The organism is Micromonospora sp. RHAY321, assembly GCF_023896955.1.
In the GTDB taxonomy this organism is placed as follows: Bacteria; Actinomycetota; Actinomycetes; order Mycobacteriales; family Micromonosporaceae; genus Micromonospora.
In genome coordinates, this window is sequence record NZ_JAMHIW010000006.1 from 218,824 (window position 1) to 239,888 (window position 21,065).

The 21,065-nt window shown below is 74.4% G+C and carries 18 protein-coding genes; 8 read left to right on the forward strand and 10 right to left on the reverse strand.

The genetic code is table 11. The features are described from left to right. Positions 1 to 186 precede the first annotated feature (186 nt). From tilS to dacB, 3 genes are all read right to left on the reverse strand, one after another. Positions 187 to 1,179: a tRNA lysidine(34) synthetase TilS gene (tilS, locus tag M8C17_RS16525; protein WP_252417359.1), complete on the reverse strand. Its 993-nt coding sequence runs from the start codon at positions 1,177 to 1,179 to the stop codon at positions 187 to 189. 10 nt (positions 1,180 to 1,189) lie between these two features. Continuing rightward, positions 1,190 to 2,260: a zinc-dependent metalloprotease gene (locus M8C17_RS16530; protein WP_252417360.1), complete on the reverse strand. Its 1,071-nt coding sequence runs from the start codon at positions 2,258 to 2,260 to the stop codon at positions 1,190 to 1,192. Between the two features lie 103 nt (positions 2,261 to 2,363). Next, a complete protein-coding gene (dacB, locus tag M8C17_RS16535; RefSeq protein WP_374558563.1) occupies positions 2,364 to 3,845 on the reverse strand; it encodes a D-alanyl-D-alanine carboxypeptidase/D-alanyl-D-alanine-endopeptidase in 1,482 nt (493 codons plus the stop codon). Positions 3,846 to 4,364: 519 nt separating this feature from the next. Between dacB and M8C17_RS16540 the strand changes: the two genes are divergently transcribed. After that, on the forward strand, positions 4,365 to 4,871 hold the full coding sequence (locus M8C17_RS16540; RefSeq protein ID WP_252417362.1) for an inorganic diphosphatase: 507 nt from the start codon (positions 4,365 to 4,367) through the stop codon (positions 4,869 to 4,871). A gap of 31 nt (positions 4,872 to 4,902) precedes the next feature. Here the strand turns inward: M8C17_RS16540 and eccD are convergent, their stop codons facing one another. Next, on the reverse strand, positions 4,903 to 6,306 hold the full coding sequence (gene eccD, locus M8C17_RS16545; RefSeq protein WP_252417363.1) for a type VII secretion integral membrane protein EccD: 1,404 nt from the start codon (positions 6,304 to 6,306) through the stop codon (positions 4,903 to 4,905). 101 nt (positions 6,307 to 6,407) lie between these two features. Between eccD and eccCa the strand changes: the two genes are divergently transcribed. The 4 genes from eccCa (at position 6,408) to M8C17_RS16565 (ending at position 13,389) form a co-directional block, all read left to right on the forward strand. Continuing rightward, entirely contained in the window at positions 6,408 to 10,382 is a 3,975-nt protein-coding gene (gene eccCa / locus M8C17_RS16550; protein WP_252417364.1) for a type VII secretion protein EccCa, read from the forward strand. 74 nt (positions 10,383 to 10,456) lie between these two features. Beyond that, on the forward strand, positions 10,457 to 11,797 hold the full coding sequence (gene mycP / locus M8C17_RS16555) for a type VII secretion-associated serine protease mycosin (RefSeq protein WP_252417365.1): 1,341 nt from the start codon (positions 10,457 to 10,459) through the stop codon (positions 11,795 to 11,797). Between the two features lie 55 nt (positions 11,798 to 11,852). Beyond that, a complete protein-coding gene (locus M8C17_RS16560; protein WP_252417366.1) occupies positions 11,853 to 12,644 on the forward strand; it encodes a phosphatase PAP2 family protein in 792 nt (263 codons plus the stop codon). A gap of 37 nt (positions 12,645 to 12,681) precedes the next feature. Continuing rightward, positions 12,682 to 13,389 (forward strand): phosphatase PAP2 family protein, encoded by a 708-nt coding sequence (locus tag M8C17_RS16565; RefSeq protein ID WP_252417367.1) that lies wholly within the window; start codon positions 12,682 to 12,684, stop codon positions 13,387 to 13,389. 12 nt (positions 13,390 to 13,401) lie between these two features. On the opposite strand, the gene M8C17_RS16570 is transcribed toward M8C17_RS16565, so the two are convergent. The 6 genes from M8C17_RS16570 to M8C17_RS16595 all read right to left on the reverse strand — a co-directional run bounded on the left by M8C17_RS16570 (position 13,402) and on the right by M8C17_RS16595 (position 18,670). After that, a complete protein-coding gene (locus M8C17_RS16570) occupies positions 13,402 to 14,580 on the reverse strand; it encodes a MarP family serine protease (protein ID WP_252417368.1) in 1,179 nt (392 codons plus the stop codon). Positions 14,581 to 14,643: 63 nt separating this feature from the next. Next, on the reverse strand, positions 14,644 to 15,336 hold the full coding sequence (locus tag M8C17_RS16575; protein WP_252417369.1) for a CoA pyrophosphatase: 693 nt from the start codon (positions 15,334 to 15,336) through the stop codon (positions 14,644 to 14,646). Continuing rightward, the gene (locus tag M8C17_RS16580) at positions 15,333 to 15,947 is read right to left on the reverse strand and encodes a TlpA disulfide reductase family protein (protein ID WP_252417370.1); all 615 of its coding nucleotides are present in this window, start codon (positions 15,945 to 15,947) and stop codon (positions 15,333 to 15,335) included. Before M8C17_RS16580 ends, M8C17_RS16575 begins: the two co-directional genes overlap by 4 nt. Further along, a complete protein-coding gene (gene nth / locus M8C17_RS16585) occupies positions 15,944 to 16,732 on the reverse strand; it encodes an endonuclease III (protein WP_308209445.1) in 789 nt (262 codons plus the stop codon). The genes M8C17_RS16580 and nth overlap by 4 nt, the downstream gene beginning before the upstream one ends. 40 nt (positions 16,733 to 16,772) lie before the next feature. Continuing rightward, on the reverse strand, positions 16,773 to 17,951 hold the full coding sequence (locus M8C17_RS16590; protein ID WP_252417371.1) for a CapA family protein: 1,179 nt from the start codon (positions 17,949 to 17,951) through the stop codon (positions 16,773 to 16,775). A gap of 56 nt (positions 17,952 to 18,007) precedes the next feature. After that, positions 18,008 to 18,670, reverse strand: a complete 663-nt coding sequence (locus M8C17_RS16595; protein WP_252417372.1) for an adenosylcobinamide amidohydrolase — start codon at positions 18,668 to 18,670, stop codon at positions 18,008 to 18,010. Positions 18,671 to 18,813: 143 nt separating this feature from the next. On the opposite strand from M8C17_RS16595, the gene M8C17_RS16600 reads away from it, so the two are divergent. The 3 genes from M8C17_RS16600 (at position 18,814) to M8C17_RS16610 (ending at position 21,058) form a co-directional block, all read left to right on the forward strand. Then, the gene (locus M8C17_RS16600; protein WP_007466162.1) at positions 18,814 to 19,491 is read left to right on the forward strand and encodes a Crp/Fnr family transcriptional regulator; all 678 of its coding nucleotides are present in this window, start codon (positions 18,814 to 18,816) and stop codon (positions 19,489 to 19,491) included. A 133-nt stretch (positions 19,492 to 19,624) separates the two neighbouring features. Further along, positions 19,625 to 20,368: a metallophosphoesterase gene (locus M8C17_RS16605; RefSeq protein ID WP_252417373.1), complete on the forward strand. Its 744-nt coding sequence runs from the start codon at positions 19,625 to 19,627 to the stop codon at positions 20,366 to 20,368. Positions 20,369 to 20,452: 84 nt separating this feature from the next. Beyond that, positions 20,453 to 21,058 carry a TetR/AcrR family transcriptional regulator gene (locus tag M8C17_RS16610; protein WP_252417374.1) on the forward strand — a complete coding sequence of 202 codons (606 nt, stop codon included), beginning with the start codon at positions 20,453 to 20,455 and terminating at the stop codon, positions 21,056 to 21,058. Positions 21,059 to 21,065 lie beyond the last annotated feature (7 nt).

Consider the following 21,065-nt stretch of genomic DNA (forward strand, 5'->3'; position numbering starts at 1 on the left):
CGTAGAGCCAGATGACCAGGGCAGGTGGCCGACCCCTGGTGCACCACCGGCAGCCTTTGCTCAGCTTCAACCCACGCACCATCGCGGCTCGACAAGTGTTGCGCCGGTTGAAGCAGAGCAAAGGGACCGCAGGGTGGTGGGGCGGGTCTTCGGCGGGGGGCGTTCGAGGCGCGGACCGGTGGCGGATCAGCTGGGATTCACCGGCGACAGCCGGCCGTCACGGCGGAGCACCCGAACACCCCCGGGCAGGTCGGCGGGGCCCTGACCGTGCCACTCGGTGATCAGGGCGTCCAGCGCGGCGACGTGCCGGTGCGAGAGGGCACCCGGCGGGGCGCCCAGCTCACGCGCCCAGGTGTGCAGCACACGGCCGCGCACCGCGGGAACCAGGCCGGCCAGCGCCGACACGGAAAGCCCACCGTCGGAACACCGGGCCGCCGCCAGCGCCGTCTCCGCCAACTCGTCCAGTGCGGCGTTGTCTGCCGCCACCAGCAGGGCGGTACGCGCCAGGTTGTCCAGGACCCCCGGCCCGAGCGCCCCGACCAGCGCCGGCAGCACGTCGGCCCGTACCCGGGACCGGGCGTACGACGGGTCGGTGTTGTGCGGGTCCTCCCACGCGGTCAGCCCGAGCACGGCACACGCGGCCCGCGTCTCGTCCCGGCCGACCGTCAGCAGCGGGCGCAGCAGCGGCACCCCGGCCAGCTCGCGCCGGGCGGGCATCCCGGCCAGCCCGCGCGGACCCGCGCCCCGGGCGAGCGCGAGCAGCACGGTCTCCGCCTGGTCGTCGCGGGTGTGCCCGGTCAGGACCGCGACGGCGCCGTGCTGCCGGGCCACCTCGGTCAACGCCTCGTAGCGGGCCTCCCGGGCGGCCGCCTCCGGCCCGCCCACCCGCCCGGCGACCTCGACCCGGGCCACCGTCACCGGCGCGAACCCGGCCTTCCTGGCCCAGGCGGCCACCGCCTCGGCCCGTTGTGCCGAACCGGTCTGCAGGCCGTGGTCGACGGTCACCAGGCCGGCGGTCCGGCCCAGCCGGGGCGCCACGAACACGGTGGCCGCCGCCAGGGCGAGCGAGTCGGCCCCGCCCGAGCAGGCGACCAGCACCGGCCCGCCGGACGGCAGGCCGGTCAGCGCGCGACGGACCGCCACCCGGATCGCCGCCACCGGCGGGGCGAGCGCGGCCACCGGCGGACGGTCAGCCGGCGGCCGGGACGGTGCCGGCCGGGCCGTGCACCCGGGCCACCCAGGCATCCGGGTCGCCCAGCTCGGACAGGCGCGGCAGGGTGAGCGGCGAGTTGAAGATCGAGTTGAAGCCCTCCATACCGACCCGCTCGACCACGCCGTGCACGAACTTGCGCCCCTCGGCGTACTGGCGCATCTTGACGTCCACCCCGAGCAGCCGGCGGATCGCCTTCTCCAGCGGGTTGCCCGCCTCGCGGCGGCGGTTGAACGACGCCCGGATCCGCTCCACGCTCGGGATGACCTGCGGCCCGACGCCGTCCATCACGAACTCGGCGTGCCCCTCCAGCAGGGTCATCAGCGCGGTGAGCCGATCGAGTACGGCCCGCTGGGCAGGGGTCTGCACGATGTCCAGGACGCTGGTGCGGCTCTCCGGGTCGCGGACCGCGTCGGACAGGGTGGCCACCCCGCGCCCCAGCCGCTCGACCAGGTGCTCGCCACCGCTGGACGAGGCGTCCACGAACGCCTGCACCTCGCTCAGGAAGTAGGCCCGCATCCACGGCACGGCGGTGAACTGGGTGCGGTGGGTGACCTCGTGCAGGCACACCCAGAGCCGGAAGTCCCGCGGGTCCGCGCCCAGCTTCCGCTCCACCTCGACGATGTTCGGCGCGACCAGCAGCAGCTGGCCCGGGTCGGCGGAGAAGACCTCGTACTGGCCGAGGACCCGGCCGGAGAGGTACGCCAGCACGGTGCCGGCCTGCACGCCGGTCAGCCGCGACCCGATCGCCTCGGTCAGGGCACCGGGCTGCTTGTCGCCGGAGAGCCGGCTGACCAGCGGGGTGATCACCTCACGCAGCCCGGCGATGTTGGCGGCGGCCCAGTCCCGGCGGTCGACCACCCGCACCGGCGGGTGGGACACCTGCGCCCGCAGCCCCGTGTAGTCGGCCACGTGCCCGGCCGCCTCGTCGGTCAGCCGACGCAGGTCGCCGACCACGTCGGTGGCCTCGGCGTACGACACCCGAGGGCCCGACTTGCTCAACGCCCCCGCGGTCGCGGCGGCCAGATCCCAGTCCACGAACTGCGCCATGGACCCACCGTACCCGCGCCGCAACACCCCGGCCCGGGCTCGCGTCGGCGCTCGACGGTCCTCCCGGCTCGGTCGACCGGGGGCAACGCCGGGACGACGGCCGTCAGGCGCAGCCGCAGCCGGCCAGCGCGGCGGTGATCCGGTCCAGCGCCGGTTGGGCGGTGTCCGTGCCGCCGGACGCGTGGTCGGTGAGCACCGCGAAGGTGAGCAGACGGCCGTCGGCCGTGGTGACCAGGCCCGCGATGGAGTGCACGCCGGTCAGGGTGCCGGTCTTGGCCCGCACGGCACCCGCCCCGGCGGCGGTGCCGGGAGCGCCCCGGTAGCGGTCGTCCAGGGTGCCGGACCAGCCACCCACCGGAAGGCCACCGAAGATGCCGGCCAACTCCGGATGGTCCGGGCTGGCGGCCAACCGGATCAGGTCGGTCAGCAGCGACGGGCTGATCCGGTTGCGGCGGGACAGCCCGCTGCCGTCGGAGAGGGTGATCTCGTCGGCGGGCAGGCCCAGCTCGGCGACCTCCGCGTCCATCGCGGCGGCCGCCCCGTCGAAGGAGGCCGGCTGATTGCGGGCCAGCGCGACCTGGCGGGCGAGGCCCTCGGCCACCAGGTTGTCGCTCTCGCTGATCATGATGTCGACCAGCCGGATCAGCGGCGGAGACTGCACCACGCCGAGCTCGCTGCCCGGCGCCGGAGTGCCTCCGGTGGCGGGGGCCTGCGCCGGGGCCGTACCGCGCTTGACGGCGCTGGCCGGTACGCCGAGCAGTCGGGCGAACGACCGGCCGGCCGCCAGGTCCGGCTCGGCGACCCGCTCGGCGCCACCGCTCTCGGCACCCGGGTCCTTGCGCGCGCCGTCGGTCATCAGCGCGGTCATCGCGCCGCCGTACCCGCCGGTGGGGATGTCGTCGTCCCAGCCCGGGCCGTAGACCGGGCCGGAGTAGACCGAGCCGTCCACGATGACGCTGGTCGGGGCGGTGCCGCCGAGCGCGGTGCGCACCTGGGCGGCCAGGTCGTCGAGGCGCGCCGCCCCCGGGTAGTAGCCCTTCTTGTCGACCGCGAGGGTGGGATCCCCGCCGCCGACGATCACGACCTCGCCAGCCTTCGCACCGGCCACCGCGCGGGTGGGGATCCGGTACCCGGGCCCGCGGGCGGCCAGCACGGTCACCCCGGTCGCCAGCTTGGTCACCGAGGCGGGCACGGTGCCGTCGTCCGCCCCCTTGGCGAACAGCGTCTGGCCGGAGGTCACGTCGGCCACCGAGACGTTCACCCGGTCGCCCAGGGGGGCGGCGGTGACCAGCGGGTCCAGTGCGGCGCGTACGCCCTCGGGGGTGGGCAGCGGGGCGTTCGGGTCCGACGCGGCCAGCACCTCCGACGGGTCGGGCTCCGGAGTCGCGCCGGCGGCGGCCGGCGCCGGCTCGGCGTCGTCGCCCAGCCAGCCGGCGACCGGGCCGGGCCGGGTCACGAAGACCCCGACACCGGCGAGCACCAGGAGCACCACCAGGGTCAGCACGACCGGGAGCCGTCGGCGGCGTGGCGCGGCGGACGCGGGCGGCGGGGCGGTGGGCGGTTGGGTGCCCGCCGGAGCCGGCAGCGCGGAGATCGGCGGACCCAGCGGCGGGACTCCGGTCGGGACCCGAGGGTTCGGGCCGTCGCCGGACACCGGGCTGGTCGGGATCGTCGCCCTCCCGATCGGCGGGGCGCTCGTGGGTCGATCACCGCCGAGGACCGGGAACCGACCGGTGCTCGGGCCGGTGGGCGCCGACCCTGCCGGCGGACGCCAGGGCAGCGGTGCGGCACGCTCAGGCCCCGTCTCCGGGCTCTGGGCCGACGGGCCGGCCGCCCGAGGAAGGTGGGCGTCAGGCACCGGGACACGCCCGGTGGCACCGCCGGAGCCGGATCGTCCGTTACCGCGCGCGTCGCCCCCGTCCGGGCGGTAGTGTGAATCTTCCCTCCCCACGACCCCCTCCTCCCCCAGCGAAAATCGGCTTGGGTGACACTACTTCGGTCCGAAGACTATGCGGCGGCCGGAGTCGGCGGGTGGGCATTCACCTGTCCGGGGGGCCGCCAGTGGTTTCCGTTAGCCAGCGTGGGCAGACGAGGGAGCGTGCAGATGGATTTCGACGTGACGGTTGAGATCCCCAAAGGTCACCGGAACAAGTACGAGGTGGACCACAAGACCGGCCGGATCCGGCTGGATCGCACCCTCTTCACCTCCACCCAGTACCCGGCCGACTACGGGTTCATCGAGGGCACCCTGGGAGAGGACGGCGACCCGCTGGACGCTCTCGTGCTGGTGCCCGAGCCGACCTTCCCGGGCTGTCTGATCCGCTGCCGCACCATCGGCATGTTCCGGATGACGGACGAAAAGGGCGGCGACGACAAGGTGCTCTGCGTGCCCTACGAGGACCCGCGCCAGGAGCACCTGCGTGACATCCACCACCTGGGCGAGTTCGACCGGCTGGAGATCCAGCACTTCTTCGAGGTGTACAAGGACCTGGAGCCGGGCAAGTCGGTGGAGGGCGCAACCTGGGTCGGCCGCACCGAGGCCGAGGCCGAGATCCACGCCTCCTACCAGCGGGCCCGCGACGCCGAGGCGCGCGGCGAAACCGCCCACTGACGAGCACTGACGCACCGGGCCCGGGGGCCGCTCAACCGAGCAGCCCCCGGGCCCGGTCGTACAGGTCGAGCACCGCGCAGGCGACCGGCACCACGGCGACCACCAGGGCCGTGTCGGCGAGGTCCGCCACTCGGCCCACGTACGGCGAGACCGGCCGGCGGGAGTACCCGGTGCCGGCCGCGACAGCCACCAGTGCCAGCGCGGCGCCGCCGAGGACCAGCGCCAGCCGCCCGGTGTCATCGGCCCGGCCCACCAGCACCGCGCCCAGGATCGCGTAGCCGGCCAGCCCGGCGAGCACCGGCGGCACCCGGTGCCGCAGCGCCACGAACAGCCGCGACCGCAGCAGCAGCACGGCCGAGGCCACGGCCACCAGCACCCGGCCGGCCATCCCGCCCGCCAGCCCGAGCACCGCCGCCGCGGCCACCGCCAGCAGGGCGTGCCCGAGCAGCATCCCGGTGAGCATCTCCTCGGTGCGGGTCACCGCCGCGTGCACCCGACCACGGTCCGGCAGGTCCCGAATCCGCTCCGGCTCCCCGGCGGGGGCGGCGGCCGGCAGGGTGATCGGCGGCAACGGCAGCTTGCCCAACCGGATGGCCAGCAGCGGGATCACCCCGACGGCGAACACCAGCGCGCTGAGCAGCACCGCGGCCGTGCCGGCCGGGGTCAGCAGCAGCCCGCCGAGCGCCGCACCGGCACCGATCAGGCCGACCGTGACGCCGGCCACGAAGACCCGCAGCCGGCTGGCCACGCCGAGCAGCCCGAGCAGTGCGACCAACAGCAGCGCCACCGAACCGGCCAGCAGCTCGGGGGCACCGACCCAGCGCGCCGGGCCGAGCGGCCCGACCGGGTCGCCCGAGCCGACGGCGAGGGCGCCGGCAGCGAACGCGTACGGCAGGGCGTAGCCGCCGAGCGTCGCCCCGGCGGTGCCGTCCCCGTTGGCACGGGACGCGACCGTGCCGGCCACGGTGAGCAGCAGCGCCACGACGGCCGCCGCCAGCCAGCCGGGCCGGTGCGCCGGTGCGCCGGTGAGCAGGGCGAGCAGCCCGACGCCGAGCGGCACGGCGGCGCCGGCCAGGCCGGCCGCCCGGGTGGCGGCGGGCGACCATGCCCCGCCCCGGCGGCGGGCACCGTCGGCGATCGCCTCCACCACGTCGTCGTACTCCAGCTCGGGCCAGTGGGCGCGGGCCGGCACCAGGTGCAGCACCTCACCGTCGCGGACGCCCTGCGGCAGCAGCGCCTGGGCGGTCGCCAGCAGTGCGCCGTCCGTGCGGCGCAGCACCCAGCCGCCGTGCCGCTCACCGTCGTCGGCCAGCCCTTCACCGGCGTGCCTGAGCACGTCGGGCAGCAGCTCGGCGAGGGGCACCTGCTCCGGCAGGGCGACGTCCACCCGCCGTTGCGGAGCGCTGATGGTGACGCGGGCCAGCCCGGTTGTCATCGATTGATCTCCATATCGAGGGGGGTCGGAGGCTGCGCGGACGACAGGACTTTACCTACCATGAGCCAGGCTCGGGTTACCCAGCGCAGTCAGGAGGCCGAGTGTCCACCGTCGTCATCAAGCGCCCACCCCGCCGGGCGGCGCCCGAGATCCCCGCCGGCGAACTGCCGGTCGAGGCACCGCCGGAGATCCCCGCGGTGACCGGAGGGCGGTGGCAGCAGATGCTCATGCTGCTGCCCATGCTCGGCGGCACGGTGGCGATGGCGATGATGTTCGGCCGGGGCGGTGGGGCCTACTCGTACGTGGTGGGCGGGATGTTCGGGCTGTCCTCGCTGGCGATGCTGGTGACCTCCTGGGGCAGCGCCTCGGGCACCCCGAAGAAGTCCGAGATGATGGCCGCCCGCCGCGAGTACCTGCGCCACCTGGCCACGCTGCGCCGCCGGGTCCGGCAGACCGCCGGACAGCAGCGGGCCGGGCTCTACTACCGACACCCGGACCCGGGCCGGTTGTGGTCGACCGTGGACAGCCACCGGGTGTGGGAGCGGCGGCCCGCAGACCCGGACTTTGCGGTGGTACGCGTCGCCGTCGGGCCGCAGACGCTGGCCACCCCGCTCGTTCCTCCGGTCACCCGGCCGCTGGAGGAGCTGGAGCCGATGACCGCCGGCGCGCTGCGCCGCTTCCTGGACGCGTACTCCGTGGTGCCGGACCTGCCGGTGGCGCTGTCGCTGCGCAGCTTCGCCCGGGTGCACGTGCGGACCGCCGGCAGCCGCACCGGCCCGGCCTCCGGCGGGCCGCCCACCGGCGACCCGGCGGCGCAGGCGCTGGTCCGGGCCGTGCTGACCCAGCTGGCCGTCTTCCACGCCCCCGACGAGCTGCTGGTCGCGATCTGCGCCGGGCCGGAACGCCGGGCCGGCTGGGAGTGGGTGAAGTGGCTTCCGCACGCCCACCATCCCGGCCGCACCGACGCGCTCGGTCCGGTACGGCTGGTCGCCAGCTCCGCCGCCGAGCTGGAACGCCTGCTGGGCGACGTGCTGGCCAGCCGGTCCCGGTTCAGCCCGGTCGGCCCGGCCACGGACGGCCCGCACGTGGTGGTGGTCCTCGACGGCGGCGACCTGACCGGCGCCACCGACCTGACCGGCGACGGCGGCATCGACGCGGTCACCGTCCTGGACCTGGACACTCCGCCGCCGCGCCTGCTCGACCGGTACGCGCTGCTGCTGGAGCTGCGCGGCCGGCGGCTGCACTCCTGGTCGGTCGAGGGGCACGCCGAGGTGGGCACCGCCGACCAGCTCGACCCCGCCGACGCCGAGGCGGTCGCCCGGCGGCTGGCGCCGCTGCGGCTGGCCGGCGCGGCTCGTGGCCCGGACGCCCCGCTCCAGGCCGACCTGGGCCTGCCCGAGCTGCTCGGCCTCGGCGACCCGGAGAGCTTCACCGCCGAGCAGGGCTGGGCGCCGCGCTCGGCGCGGGACCGGCTGCGGGTGCCGATCGGCGTGGGCGCCGACGGCGGGGCCATCGAGCTGGACCTCAAGGAATCCGCCCAGGACGGGATGGGCCCGCACGGCCTGCTCATCGGGGCCACCGGTTCCGGCAAGTCCGAGCTGCTCCGCACGCTGGTGCTGGGGTTGGCCGCGACCCACAGCTCCGAGCAGCTCAACTTCGTGCTCGTCGACTTCAAGGGCGGCGCCACGTTCGCCTCGTTCGACCGGCTGCCGCACACCGCCGCCGTGATCACCAACCTGGCGGACGCGCTACCCCTGGTCGACCGGATGGTGGACGCCATCAACGGGGAGCTGGTGCGCCGGCAGGAGCTGCTGCGCCGGGCCGGCAACTTCGCCAGCGTGCGCGACTACGAGCGCGCCCGGGCGGCCGGCAGCCCACTGGCACCGCTGCCGTCGCTGCTGCTGATCTGCGACGAGTTCTCCGAGCTGCTCTCCGCCAAGCCCGACTTCATCGACCTGTTCGTGCAGATCGGCCGGCTCGGCCGGTCGCTCGGCGTGCACCTGCTGCTCGCCAGCCAGCGCCTGGAGGAGGGGCGGCTGCGAGGGCTCGACACGCACCTGTCGTACCGGATCGGTCTGCGTACCTTCTCCGCTCTGGAGTCGCGCACCGTGCTCGGGGTGCCGGACGCGCACGAGCTGCCCCGGTCACCGGGCCACGGCTACCTGCGCGCCGGCACCGACCCGCTGGCCCGGTTCAAGGCCGCGTACGTCTCCGGCGCGGTCCACCGCCGAGCCACGGCGACCGGCGCCACCGCCGGTGGCGGTGCCCGCCTGCTCGCCTTCACCACCCACGTCGTGCCGGTGCCCGAGCCGGCGACGCCGGCCGTGCCCGTCGAGTCCGACGAGGACGGTGCCCGGGAGACCCTGCTCGACCTGCTGGTCGACCGGCTCGCCGGGCAGGGCCCGCCCGCGCACCAGGTCTGGCTCCCGCCGCTCGGGCAACCGCCCGCCCTGGACGAGCTGCTCGGCCAGGTCGAGGTCGATCCGGCTCGCGGGCTCAGCGTGGGCAACCCCGAGCTGCACGGCGCGCTCGGGGTGCCGGTGGCCGTGGTGGACAGGCCGCTGGAGCAGCGCCGGGACCTGCTCTGGCTGGCGCTGGACGGCGCGGCCGGGCACGTCGCGGTGGTCGGTGCGCCGCAGAGCGGCAAGTCGACCGCGTTGCGCACGCTGATCTGCGCGCTGGCGCTCACCCACACCCCGACCGAGGTGCAGGTCTACTGCCTCGACTTCGGCGGTGGCGGGTTGGCCGCGCTGCGCGACCTGCCGCACGTGGGTGGGGTGACGGGCCGCGCCGACCCGACCGCCGTGCGGCGCACCGTCGGCGAGATGAGCACCCTGCTGGCCGACCGGGAACGCCGCTTCGCCGAGGTGGGCGTGGAGTCGATGGCCGCGTACCGGCAGCGCCGGGCCGCGGTGGGGACCGCCAGCCAGCCGGGCGCCGACCCGTACGGCGACGTGTTCCTGGTGATCGACGGCTGGAGCACCGTGCGCGGCGAGTACGACGACCTGGAACCGCTGGTCACCGACCTGGCCACCCGGGGCCTGTCGTACGGGCTGCACGTGGTCGCAACGGCGCTGCGCTGGCTGGACTTCCGCCCGGCGATCCGGGATCTGTTCGGCTCACGGCTGGAGCTGCGGCTCGGCGACCCGTCCGACTCCCTGGTGGCGCGGCGGGCGGCGGCGAACGTGCCGGAGCGCCCCGGTCGGGGGGTGACCGCGGAGAGCCTGCACTTCCTCACCGCGCTGCCCCAGCTCACCAGCGGGGACACCGCCGACCTGGTCAAGCGGGTTGCCGGCGGTTGGGCCGGCCCTCCGGCGCCCCGGGTCCGGCTGCTACCGCCGGTGCTGCCGTACGCCGAGCTGGACCTCGCCGCGACGACCGGGCTGCGGCTGCCCATCGGGATCGCCGAGGCGGACCTGCGCCCGGTGGTGCTCGACTTCGCCACCGAGCCGCACTTCGTGGTCTTCGGTGACTCGGAGTGCGGCAAGTCCTCGTTCCTGCGCGCGCTGGCCACCTCGATCATCACCCGGTTCAGCCCGGAGCAGGCCCGGGTGATCCTGGTCGACTATCGACGCAGCCTGCTCGGCGTCATCGAGACGCCGCACCTGATCGGTTACGGCACCGCGGCGGCGCACACCGCCGACCTCGTCGAGTCGGCCGCCGGCTACCTGGAGCGCCGGGCGCCCGGGCCGGAGGTCACTCCGCAGCAGCTGCGCGAGCGGTCCTGGTGGTCCGGGCCGGAGCTGTTCGTGCTGGTGGACGACTACGACCTGGTGGCGGCCGGGCCGGCGAACCCGTTGCGGGCACTGGAGGAACACCTGCCGCACGCCCGCGACGTCGGGCTGCACCTGGTGCTGGCCCGCCGCTCCGGCGGTGCGGGCCGAGCCCAGTACGAGCCGATCGTGCAGCGGTTGCGGGAGCTCTCCACGGCTGGCCTGGTGATGGCGGGCAGCCCGGAGGAGGGCGCGCTCGTCGGGCCGGTCCGGCCCGGGCCGCTGCCGCCGGGGCGTGGTCGGTTGGTCACTCGGCGGGAGGGTGTACGCCTCGTCCAGCTCGCTCAACTGCCGCCACCGTGACCTGTCTCCCCGGTTCCTCCCGTGACAGGTGGGGAAACCGGTAATCTCCGATCGTCATGGTTCCGTCGGGATGAATGGCTGAGGATGTGACTGGGGTTCGGCACAGCGGTCCGGCAGCGGCCCGACGGGCGACCGGCCGCGTCGTGCTCGGTGTGGTGGCGGCGCTTGCTGTCGTCGCCCCGGCCGCAGCCGCCACGCCCGTCGCCGTGCCCACGGCGGGGGGACAGCTCGCCGGCGCGCCGGTCGCGTTCGCCCCCGGTGACAGCGTGGCCCGCGGCGACCAGGTCCGCGACGAGCAGTGGCAGCTCGACGAGCTGCGCGCCGAGACGGCGTGGCGCACCTCGACGGGACGGGGCGTGACGGTCGCGGTGGTCGACTCCGGAGTGGACGCCAACCATCCCGACCTGGCCGGTCAGGTGCTGCCCGGCGAGGACCTGGTGGGTCCCGACGGCGGCGCCGGGCCCGATCCGGTGGGGCACGGCACCACCGTCGCCGGCCTGATCGCCGGGCGCAACGACGACAAGCGGGGCGTGGTCGGCCTGGCGCCGGACGCCCGGATCCTGCCGGTGCGTGTGCTCGACGAGGAGAACCGGTACGACGACGCGCTGATCGTCGCCAAGGGAGTCCGTTGGGCGGTCGACAACGGCGCCCGCGTGATCAACCTGTCGCTGGGCGGCAGTGGTGACAGCCCGGCGCTGGCGGCCGCGCTGGACTACGCGTTCGCCCGGGACGTGGTGGTGGTCGCCTGCACCGGCAACCTGGCCACCTCCAGCAACTCCAAGGTGTGGTACCCGGCCCGCGAGCCCGGCGTGATCGCGGTCGCCGGCCTGGAGCGCAGCACCGACAACCTCTGGTCCGGCTCGATCACCGGGCGGGCGACGGTGCTGACCGCCCCCGCGACCGGGCTGGTCGGCGCCAAGTCCCCTGGTGGGTACTGGCGGGTGCAGGGCACCAGCTTCGCCGCGCCGCTGGTCACCGCCACCGCCGCGCTGGTCCGTTCCCGCTACCCCCGGATGCCCGCCGGCGAGGTGGTCAACCGGCTGCTGGCCACCGCCCGTGACCTCGGCCCGACCGGGCGCGACGACCGCTTCGGGTACGGGGTGGTGGATCCGGTGGCCGCCCTGACCGCGCAGGTGCCTCCGGTGACCACCAACCCGTTGGACGACTCGACGTCGCCGGGTGTGGTCGGCTTCGGTCCCGCCCCCGGTTCCGCCGACGACGATGCCGTGACCGGCGCGGGCAGTGACCCCCTCGGTCTCACCGCACCCCGGCAGCAGACGCGGTGGACGGCCCGGGTGGCGGGCGCGCAGGACGACTCGGCACCGGAGCAGCTGTGGACCGGGGCCGCGCTCTTCGTCGCCCTGGCCACCGGCGCGGTGTTGATGCTGCGGCGGTTCCGCCAGCGCGCCCGCTGATCGCGGCCGCCGCCCGCAGGCCTGATCGCGCCGCCCGTGGGGTAGAACCGTCCGCATGAGTACGCCCGGCCCGCGCACCCTGGCCCCCGCCGACCACCCGTCCTGGCGGCGGCGCCGTCTCGACCCGGATCATTCGCTGGGCCTGCGGCTGACGCTGGCCGCCACGGCGGCGTTCCTGGTGCTTGTGCCGTTCGCACTGCTCACCCTGCTGGTGCTCGGGGCCTGGGCGCCGCTGCACCGGCTGGACGCGACGATCACCGACGCGCTGCACGGGCATGCGCTCGACCATCCGGCCTGGGTCGCGCTGATGCGGATCTGGACCGAGGTGTTCGCACCGATGCCGCTGCGGGCGGTCGTCCTGCTCGTGGTGATCTGGCTGCTGCGCCGGGGAGCGCGCCGGCTGGCCCTCTGGGTGACCACCACGATGGTGGTGGGCGGGTTGATCGGCCCGCTGCTCAAGCTGCTCGTCGGCCGGAACCGGCCGGAGCTGCTCGACCCGGTCGCCCGGGCTGCCGGTTACTCGTTCCCCTCCGGGCACGCGCTGAACGCCACCCTGGCCGCCGGGGTGCTGCTGCTGGTGCTCCTGCCGTACGCGGGGCGGGGGGTGTGGCGGGTCGTGCTCTGGGTCGCCGCGGTGCTGCTCGTCGTGGTGACCGGGCTGAGCCGGGTGGCGCTCGGCGTGCACTTCGCCAGCGACGTGCTCGGCGGTTGGCTGCTCGGTGCGGCGGTGGTCGCGGCGACCACGGCCGCCTTCACCAGCTGGCGGGCGCACAGCGGTCTGCGACCCGTCCGGCCGACGCGCGACGGTGTCGCCCCGGAGGTCGAGCGGCACCCCGGAGCGGCCTGAGGCGTGCCGACGACCGCGACAGGGTACTGGCCGACCCATGTCCGACACCGTGGTCCAGATCGTCCGGCGTGTGCTGCTGCCGGTGTCCCTCCTGCTCGGCGTCATGGTGCTGCTCGGTCTGCTGGTCACCCGCGTGTTCGCTCGGACCTGGCCGTTCACCGCGGAGGACTCGGTGAACCGGGAGCTCGCCGGGGACCGCACCGCCGGCTGGAACGACGTGTCGCTGGTGTTCAGCACCTTGGCCAGCACCCAGATGATCGTCGTGGTGACCGTCCTGGTGGCGCTGGCACTGCGGCTCTGGCTGAACCGCTGGCGGGAGCCGCTGTTCCTGTGCGCGGCGGTGACCGCCCAGGCGTTGGTGTTCCTGCTGACCACGCTGGCGATCGACCGGCGGCGGCCGGCGGTCGAGCACATGGACGTCTCCCCTCCCACGTCCAGCTTCCCGTCCGGGCACACCTCGGCGGCGGTGGCGCTCTACGTCGGCATCGCGCTGCTGCTGGCGCTCCGGGCACGGAGCACCGGCGCGAAGGTGGCCTGGTGGACACTGCTGCTGGTGGTGCCCCTGGGCGTGGCGCTGACCAGGATGTACCGGGGAATGCACCACCCCAGCGACGTGGTGGCGTCCTTCCTCAACGGCGGCACCTGCGTGGCGATCATGGCGCGCAGCGTGCTCGACCGGGGGGTGAAGTGGGGACGGGCGAAGCTGCCCACCGGCAGCAGGTCGACGGCGCCAGCCCGGAGCTGACCCGGGCGAGGATCAGGTGCACTCGCCGGTGCCGACCCGCCGGTTGCGTTCGGCGCCGGCCAACGCGACCGGACGGGCCTCGGCCGCCGTCACCGCGAAGCCCGTGTTCGGGTCGTCGGCCGCCGCCGCGAAGATCACGCCGAGCACCAGCCCGTTGGCGGAGAGGAGCGGGCCGCCGGAGTTGCCGCTGCGGACCAGCGCCCGGATCGTGTAGACCTCCCGGGTGACGTCACCGGAGGAGTAGATGTCCGGCCCCTTGATCCGGTCGACGTCACGAACCCGTGCCGACTGCGCGTTGTACGGGCCGTCCAGCGGGAAGCCGAGCACGATGGCGTCGGAGCCGCTGCCCGCGTTGCCGGCGGCGAACCGCAGCGACGGCCCCGGCAGCCCGGGGACGAGCAGCACGGCGAGGTCGCGGTCGGGGTCGTAGACCACCACCTCGCCGTCGTACCGGTCGCCGCCCAGCTCGACCGCCACCGAGCGGGTGCCGGCCACGACGTGCGCGTTGGTCATCACCCGGTCGTCGGCGTAGACGAAGCCGGAACCCTCGATCCGGCGCGAGCAGCTGGGCGCGGAGCCGAGCACCTTGACCACCGACCGCTGGCCGTTGACCACCACCTGGGAGCCGGCCAGCGCCGGATCGGGCGGCTCGACCTGCCGTGCCCGGGTGGGTGCGAGGTCGCCGAAGACGTCCGGGAAGCCGTCGGTGTCGACGGTGTCCCGCAGTGCGGTGGAGAACTGGTGGGCCTGGTCGGGCAGGACCCGGTTCACCACCGTGATCAGTGCGCTGTTGCGGACCGACGCGGCCAGCCACGGCAGGGACGACGACCCGAGCGGCACGGCGACCAGCCAGGCGAGCAGCAGCACCGCGAACAGCGACACGAAGGCACCGCCGACATCGTCGGCCCGCTTACCCACGTCGCTGGTGATCGTCTTGCGCAGGTGCGAACCGAGCCAGCCGGCCAGCGCCTGACCGACCACGGCCAGGCCGAAGACCACGACCAGGGAGATCAGCACCCGGGTGCCGGCGTCCGCGAACTGTCGGGCGAACAGCGGCCCGAGCTGGAGGCCCAGCAGCAGCCCCAGGAAGAACCCGGACAGCGACGTGATTCCGATGACGAAACCCTGCCGGTATCCGCTGATCGCGAACACGAGCATGAGCAGCAGCAGGACGAGATCCACGACCGACACGGGTCAAGCGTACGGGCAGCGCGCCCGGCGGATGACCATCGCTCGCTGAAGGTGACCGCGCGGTCAGCGCAGGGCCGTCTGGTCGACGTCGTCAGTGCCGGCGGAGGGCGCGGGTGTCGCCCCGGTCGGCGGCAGCTCGACGACCCTGCCGCGCGACCACGGCCCGGCCCAGCCGCCCATCTCCAGCAGGGTGGCCAGCACCCCGGCGGTGAAGCCCCAGACCAGCATGCCGCGCGCCGAGAACGCCGGCCCGATCCAGCCGCTGGGGTGGCGGACCCGCAGCCGGTTGGCCGGGTCGACCAGCTCGCTGACCGGCAGCCGGGCCACGTGCGCCACCTCGGCGGGCTCCCGGGGGTGCACCGGGTGCGGGTCGTGCCACCAGGCCAGCACCGGGGTGACCACGAAGTCGCTGACCGGGATCCAGAGCTTCGGCAGCTCTGCCAGCACGGTCACGCTGGAGGGGTCGAGGCCGACCTCCTCGTTCGCCTCGCGCAGAGCGGTTGCCCGGACGTCGGCGTCCTCCGGGTCGGCCGCGCCACCGGGGAAGGCCGGCTGACCGGCGTGATTACGCAGGGTGGCGGCTCGTTGCAGGACCAGCACGTCCGGGCCGATGCCGGGTTGCTCGCCGAGCAGCACCAGCACGGCGCTCTCCCGGCCGCCCTCGGCCGGGGTGGTCAGCCGGGTGAAGTCCTCGGCGCGGGCGGTGCCGAGCCGCGTCAGCAACGGCTCGATCCAGTCGGGCGGTCGGCGGGTCACGCCGCAACCTCCAGACCGAGGTGCTGGCGCACCAGCTCGGCGAGCCGGGTGTCGTCGAGCGCGCCGGTGGCGTCGACGTGTCGGATCCGGCCCTGCGCGTCGACGAAGAGGGTCAGCGGGATGGCGTTGCGCTTCAGCTCCCGTTGCAGAGCCTCGCCCTGGTCCACCAGGATCGGGAACCGGACGCCGAAATCCTCGCCGATGGACTGGGCGCCGCTGCGGCTGTCCCGGCTGTTCACACCGACCACCTGGAGCCGGCCGGCGGCCCGCTCGCTGAGCCGCTGGAAGGCGGGCAGCTCCTTGCGGCACGGCGGGCACCAGGAGGCCCAGACGTTGATCACGGCCGGACCGGCGATGGACGGCAGCGTGACCGGGGCGCCGCCGGTGAAACAGGCCAGGGTCAGCTCCGGCAGCGCCTGACCGCCCGAGGTGGGTGTCGCCACGCCCGCGGCGGACGGGGGTGCCGTGCTCAGCGCGGCGCAGTCCTGGAAGGGGGACGGGCGCTCGGCGGCCGCCGGCCGGGGTGGAGGCTCGTCGGCCGTGCCGTCGGTGCAACCGGCACCGACCAGCAGGAGCAGTGGCAGAAGCAGCGGGGCGAGGCGCCGGTTCACGGCACCTCCGCCGCGACCGCCTGGGCGGGCACCAGCGCCGGGTCGACCCCGGCCGCCGCTGCCAGGTCACGCGCCCGGGGGCCCTTGAGCAGCTTGGCGGCGGCAGCCGGCTCGGTCGGGCCGGTGCCGTACGACGGGCAGAGCTTGGCCAGCGTGCACGCGCCGCAGGCCGGCTTGCGGGCGTGGCAGACCCGCCGCCCGTGGAAGATGATCCGGTGCGACAGCATGGTCCAGTCGCGCTTGTCGTACAGCGCGCCGATCGCGTGTTCGATCTTGACCGGGTCGGTCTCCGTGGTCAGCCGCCACCGGTGCACCAGCCGCTGGAAGTGCGTGTCGACCGTGATGCCCGGGACGTCGAACGCGTTGCCCAGGATGACGTTGGCGGTCTTGCGGCCGATCCTGGGAAGCGTCACCAGGTCGACGAGCCGGCCGGGAACCTGGCCGTCGTACCGGTCGAGGAGGGCCTGCCCGAGCTTGAGCAGCGAGTCGGTCTTGTTGCGGTAGAAGCCGGTGGGCCGGATCAGCTCCTCCATCTCGCCCCGGTCGGCGCCGGCGTAGGCGGCGGCGGACGGGTAGCGGGCGAAGAGCTTCGGAGTGACCTCGTTGACCTTCTTGTCCGTGCACTGCGCGGAGAGGATGGTGGCGACGGCCAGCTCCAGTGGGCTGGAGTGGTCCAGCTCACAGTGCGCGTCGGGGTGCGTCTCGGCCAGCACCCGGCCGATCTTCCGAGCGCGACGTTTGCGCCCGAGGTCGGTCTCGCTGGCACCGGGAGGGCTACTGGTCACGACGGTCAGCCTACGTCGCGCCCCGGACGTTCCCGACGGGTCAGCCGGCGGTCGGCGGCGAGATCCTGCCCTGCCCGTCCAACCGGGCGCCGCCCTTCGGGAAGTCACTGCGACTCAGCTCGGTGACGAGCCCCAGGCCCCGGTCGTCCGGGTCCATCGTCGGCTTGCCGGCCGAGTTCATGTAGGTCGAGGTGAACGAGCCGCCTGCCCAGGAGCCGTCCGGCTTCAACGACACCTTGAGCACCCCGCCCCAGCCGAGCCGGCCGGTGTTGCTCAGCGAGTTGCCACCACCGGCGAAGTTGCCCAGGCTGTACGCGATCAGACGCCCCTGGTAGAACTCCATCCCGCGCAGCACGTGCGGCCCGTGGCCGACGATGAGATCCGCGCCGGCGTCGATCATGGCGTGCGAGAACTTCACCGGGTCACCGCGGTTCTCACCGAGGAACATCTCGGTGCCGGGCTTCACCCGGGTCTTGTCCGCGCCCTCACCACCCATGTGCACCTGCACCACGACCAGGTCGGCCAGGGTGGCGGCCTTGGCGACCACCGTCTTCGCCTTGGCGATGTCGACCAGGCTGTTGGACCAGACGTACGACGAGAAGCCGGCCACCGCGACCTTGACGCCCTTGACGTCGACCACCGTGATCTGGTCCGGCGCGCCGGTGTGCTCCAGGTCGTACTTCTCCAGCGCCTGCTGGGTGTTGCGGTAGCCCTTGGGGCCGTAGTCGTAGCCGTGGTTGTTGGCCTGGTTGAGCACGTCGAAGCCGGCGTCGCGCAGGTGCGCGGCGTACTCGGGCGGCGCCCGGAACTGGAAGCAGCGGGTGGAGTTGGCACCGCACTTGCCGGTGCCGGTGTCCACCGTCAGCGGCTCCTCCAGGTTGCCCATCACCAGGTCGGCCTTGAGCGCCTCGGTGACCGAGGTGAAGAAACCCTTCCCGCCGGCGGCGGGCAGCCGGCTCGGGGCGTTGCCCATGATGATGTCGCCGGTGGCGGAGAGCGAGATCGCGTCGCCCCCGCCGGAGGCCGAGGGCCCGCCGCTGGCCGTCGGGCCGGCCGTGGCGACCGGCGCGCCGGTGCCACCGCCGCCGGCGCCCGGCTGCCAGACCGGCGCGTCACCGGACTCGGCGCAACCGGCGACGAGCAGGGCGGCCAGCAGCGCGGCGAGGCCGAGGGCGACACGGCGGCGCGGTCGGGGCGAGAGGAACTCGGAAGCGTACATCGTTCGCGACCCTACCGGGCCGTAAACGCGCCGACGATGGCCGATCGGTCGGAAATTCAGCCGGTCAACCGCTCCGACCAGGGCACCACCGGCCGGCCACCACCGGCGAGAACCGCGGCGTGCACCGCCCGGGCCAGCGGGGCACCCCAGGTGGAGCGCGGTCCGCCGTACGCGGCCTCCGGCCCGTCGACCGGGCAGAGCACGGTGACCGCGTCGGTCGGGGTGCCGGTTCCCGACAGTCCCAGCTCCCCGATCGCCTGGGTCTTCGCCTCGGTAGCGGTGGCCACCGCGTTGACCAGGGCCGAGTCGGCGAGCCGGGCCGGCACGTACACCACGATGTTGACCGTGCCGACCCGCTGGGTTAGCGCGGCCGGAGCCGGCGCGGCGGCGAGCACCGGGATGCCGAGCCCGACGGTCGCCCAGACCCGCACTCCGGTGTCGGTCCGGGCCACCACCTCGGCCACATCGACGCCGGTCAGCAGACCCACTCCGGGCCCGTCGAGGGTGAGGTCGGCGGCGAGCGCGGCCAGGTGCCCGGCGGGGTCGTCGCGGTCGTACGACATGGGCACGGTCGCGTTCAGCACCCAGTGCCGGACGCCGATGCCACCGCCGAGCGGGCCGCTGCTGACCGCCCGCAACGGCGCGTCGGCGCGCCAGACGAGCAGCGGAATGTGCCGCCCGTCTTCGGCGCGGCTGGTCAGGGTCGGGTCGCTCAGCACGTCGGGCAGGTTACGCCCACCGATCAAGATTCCAGGGGCGACCTCTGATTCATGCTCACGTGCGCCTAGACTTGGCGGCGCGCGAGGGGATCAGCGGACGGCGGCCCCGGCCGACGGACGGCACGCGCAACCGGAGGTGCGCGATGGACGAGGTACTGGCCCGCAGCGGGATCTTCCAGGGTGTTGACCCGGAAGCTGCCGAGGCGCTCGCCAAGGAGATGGAGACGATCGAGGTCCGCAAGGGCGAGATCGTCTTCAATGAGGGCGAGCCCGGCGACAGCCTCTATATCCTGCTGTCCGGGAAGATCAAGGTTGGTCGCCGCGCGGCGGACGGCCGGCAGAACCTGATCGCGGTGATGGGCCCGTCGGACATGGTCGGTGAGCTGTCGCTCTTCGACCCGGGTCCGCGTACGGCGACCGCCACCGCGGTGACCGACACCCGGCTGGTGCGACTGCGCAAGCAGGCGCTGCGGCCGTGGCTGAACAACCGTCCGGAGATCGCCGAGCAGTTGCTCCGGGTGCTCGCCCGGCGGCTGCGCCGGACCAACGACTCGCTCGCCGACCTGATCTTCACGGACGTGCCGGGTCGCGTCGCGAAGAACCTGCTCCAGATGGCCGGCCGGTTCGGCACCCGGGACGGCGGCGTGCTGCGCGTGACGCACGACCTCACCCAGGAGGAGATCGCCCAGCTCGTCGGCGCCTCGCGGGAGACGGTCAACAAGGCGCTGGCCGACTTCGCCTCGCGCGGCTGGCTGCGCCTGGACGGCAAGAGCATCATCATCCTGGACCCGGAGCGCCTCGCCCGTCGCGCCCGCGTCTGACAGCACGTTTCGTCCCCGCCCACCGTCACCGACGGTGGGCGGGGACGTTTCGTTTCCCGACCCGCCTCCCGTCCCTCTCTGCCCGGCGCAGAATCGCTGGACTCGGCGCAGCGACGGCGGAGAGGGTGGGGCCATGCTGAACCGGGTCGCGGTGCTGTCCGACATCCACGGGGTGCTCCCCGCTCTGGAGGCGGTGCTGGCCGAGCCGGACGTCGCCGCCGCCGACCTGATCGTGCTCACCGGCGACATCGCGGCCGGTCCGCAGCCGGTCGAGGTGCTGGACGTCCTCGCCGGCCTCGGCGACCGCGTCTGCTGGGTGGGCGGCAACGCGGACCGTGAGCTGGTCGAGGCCCGGGCCGGCCGGGCCGCGTCGATCGAGGTGTCGAACTGGGCCGCCGGGCAGCTCAGCGATGACCACCTCACGCGGCTCGCGGCGCTGCCGCTGACGGTGACCCTGGAGATCGACGGTCTGGGCCCGGTGCTGTTCTGCCACGCCACTCCCCGGGACGACGAGGAGGTCGTGCTCGTCGACACCCGGATGGAGCGTTGGGCGGAGGTCTTCGCCGCCCTGCCGGCGGAGGTGACCACGGTGGTCTGCGGCCACACGCACATGCCGTTCACCCGGTTGGTCGACCGCCGGCTGGTGGTGAACCCCGGCAGCATCGGCATGCCGTACGGCGGGGCGGGCGCGTGGTGGGCGCTGCTCGGGCCGGGTGTGCACCTGCGCCGTACGGACTTCGACGTCGACGCCGCGTGCGCCCGGGTTGCTGCGGAGTCGACCTTCCCGGACGCGGCAGCCTGGGCGGACGAGTACCTGCGCTCCCAGCACAGTGACGCCGACGCGCTGGCCGTCTTCGCCCCGCGCGACGGCCGCTGACGCCAGCACCGACCCGGGCCAGCGCCGGCCACGGGGTAAAAAATCAGTCTTGACTGTTTGTTTCGTAGGCCGCAGGCTGTCCCCGTGTCCACCGCATCGACGCGCGTCCCTCAGCAGGAACGCAGCCGAGCCACCCAGGCCCGGCTGCTGGAGGCGACCGTCGACTGCCTGATCGAGCACGGCTGGTCCGGCACCACCACCACCGTGGTCGCCGCCCGGGCCGGCGTCTCGCGCGGCGCTCAGCTGCACCACTACCCCACCAAGGCCGCGCTGGTCACGGCCGCCGTCGCTCACCTGGCCGAGCGCCGGGCCGACGAGCTGCGCACCGAAGCGGAGGCACTGCCCACCGGGCCGCGGCGGCTGGACGGCGTGATCGACCTGCTCGGGGCCGCGTTCACCGGACCGCTCTTCGTCGCCGCTCTCGAACTGTGGGTCGCCGCCCGCACCGACCGCGAGCTTCGCGACGCCCTGGTGCCCCTGGAGGCGACGGTCGGCCGGGAGATGCACCGGCTCACCGTGGCCCTGCTCGGCGTGGACGAGCGCCGGCCCGGCGTCCGCGAGGCGGTGCAGGCCACGCTCGACCTGCTGCGCGGTCTCGGGGTGGCCAACCTGCTCACCGACGACTCCGCCCGCCGCACGGCCCTGCTCGCCACCTGGAAACGCCAGCTCGCCACCCTGCTCACGCCCTGACCGGAGG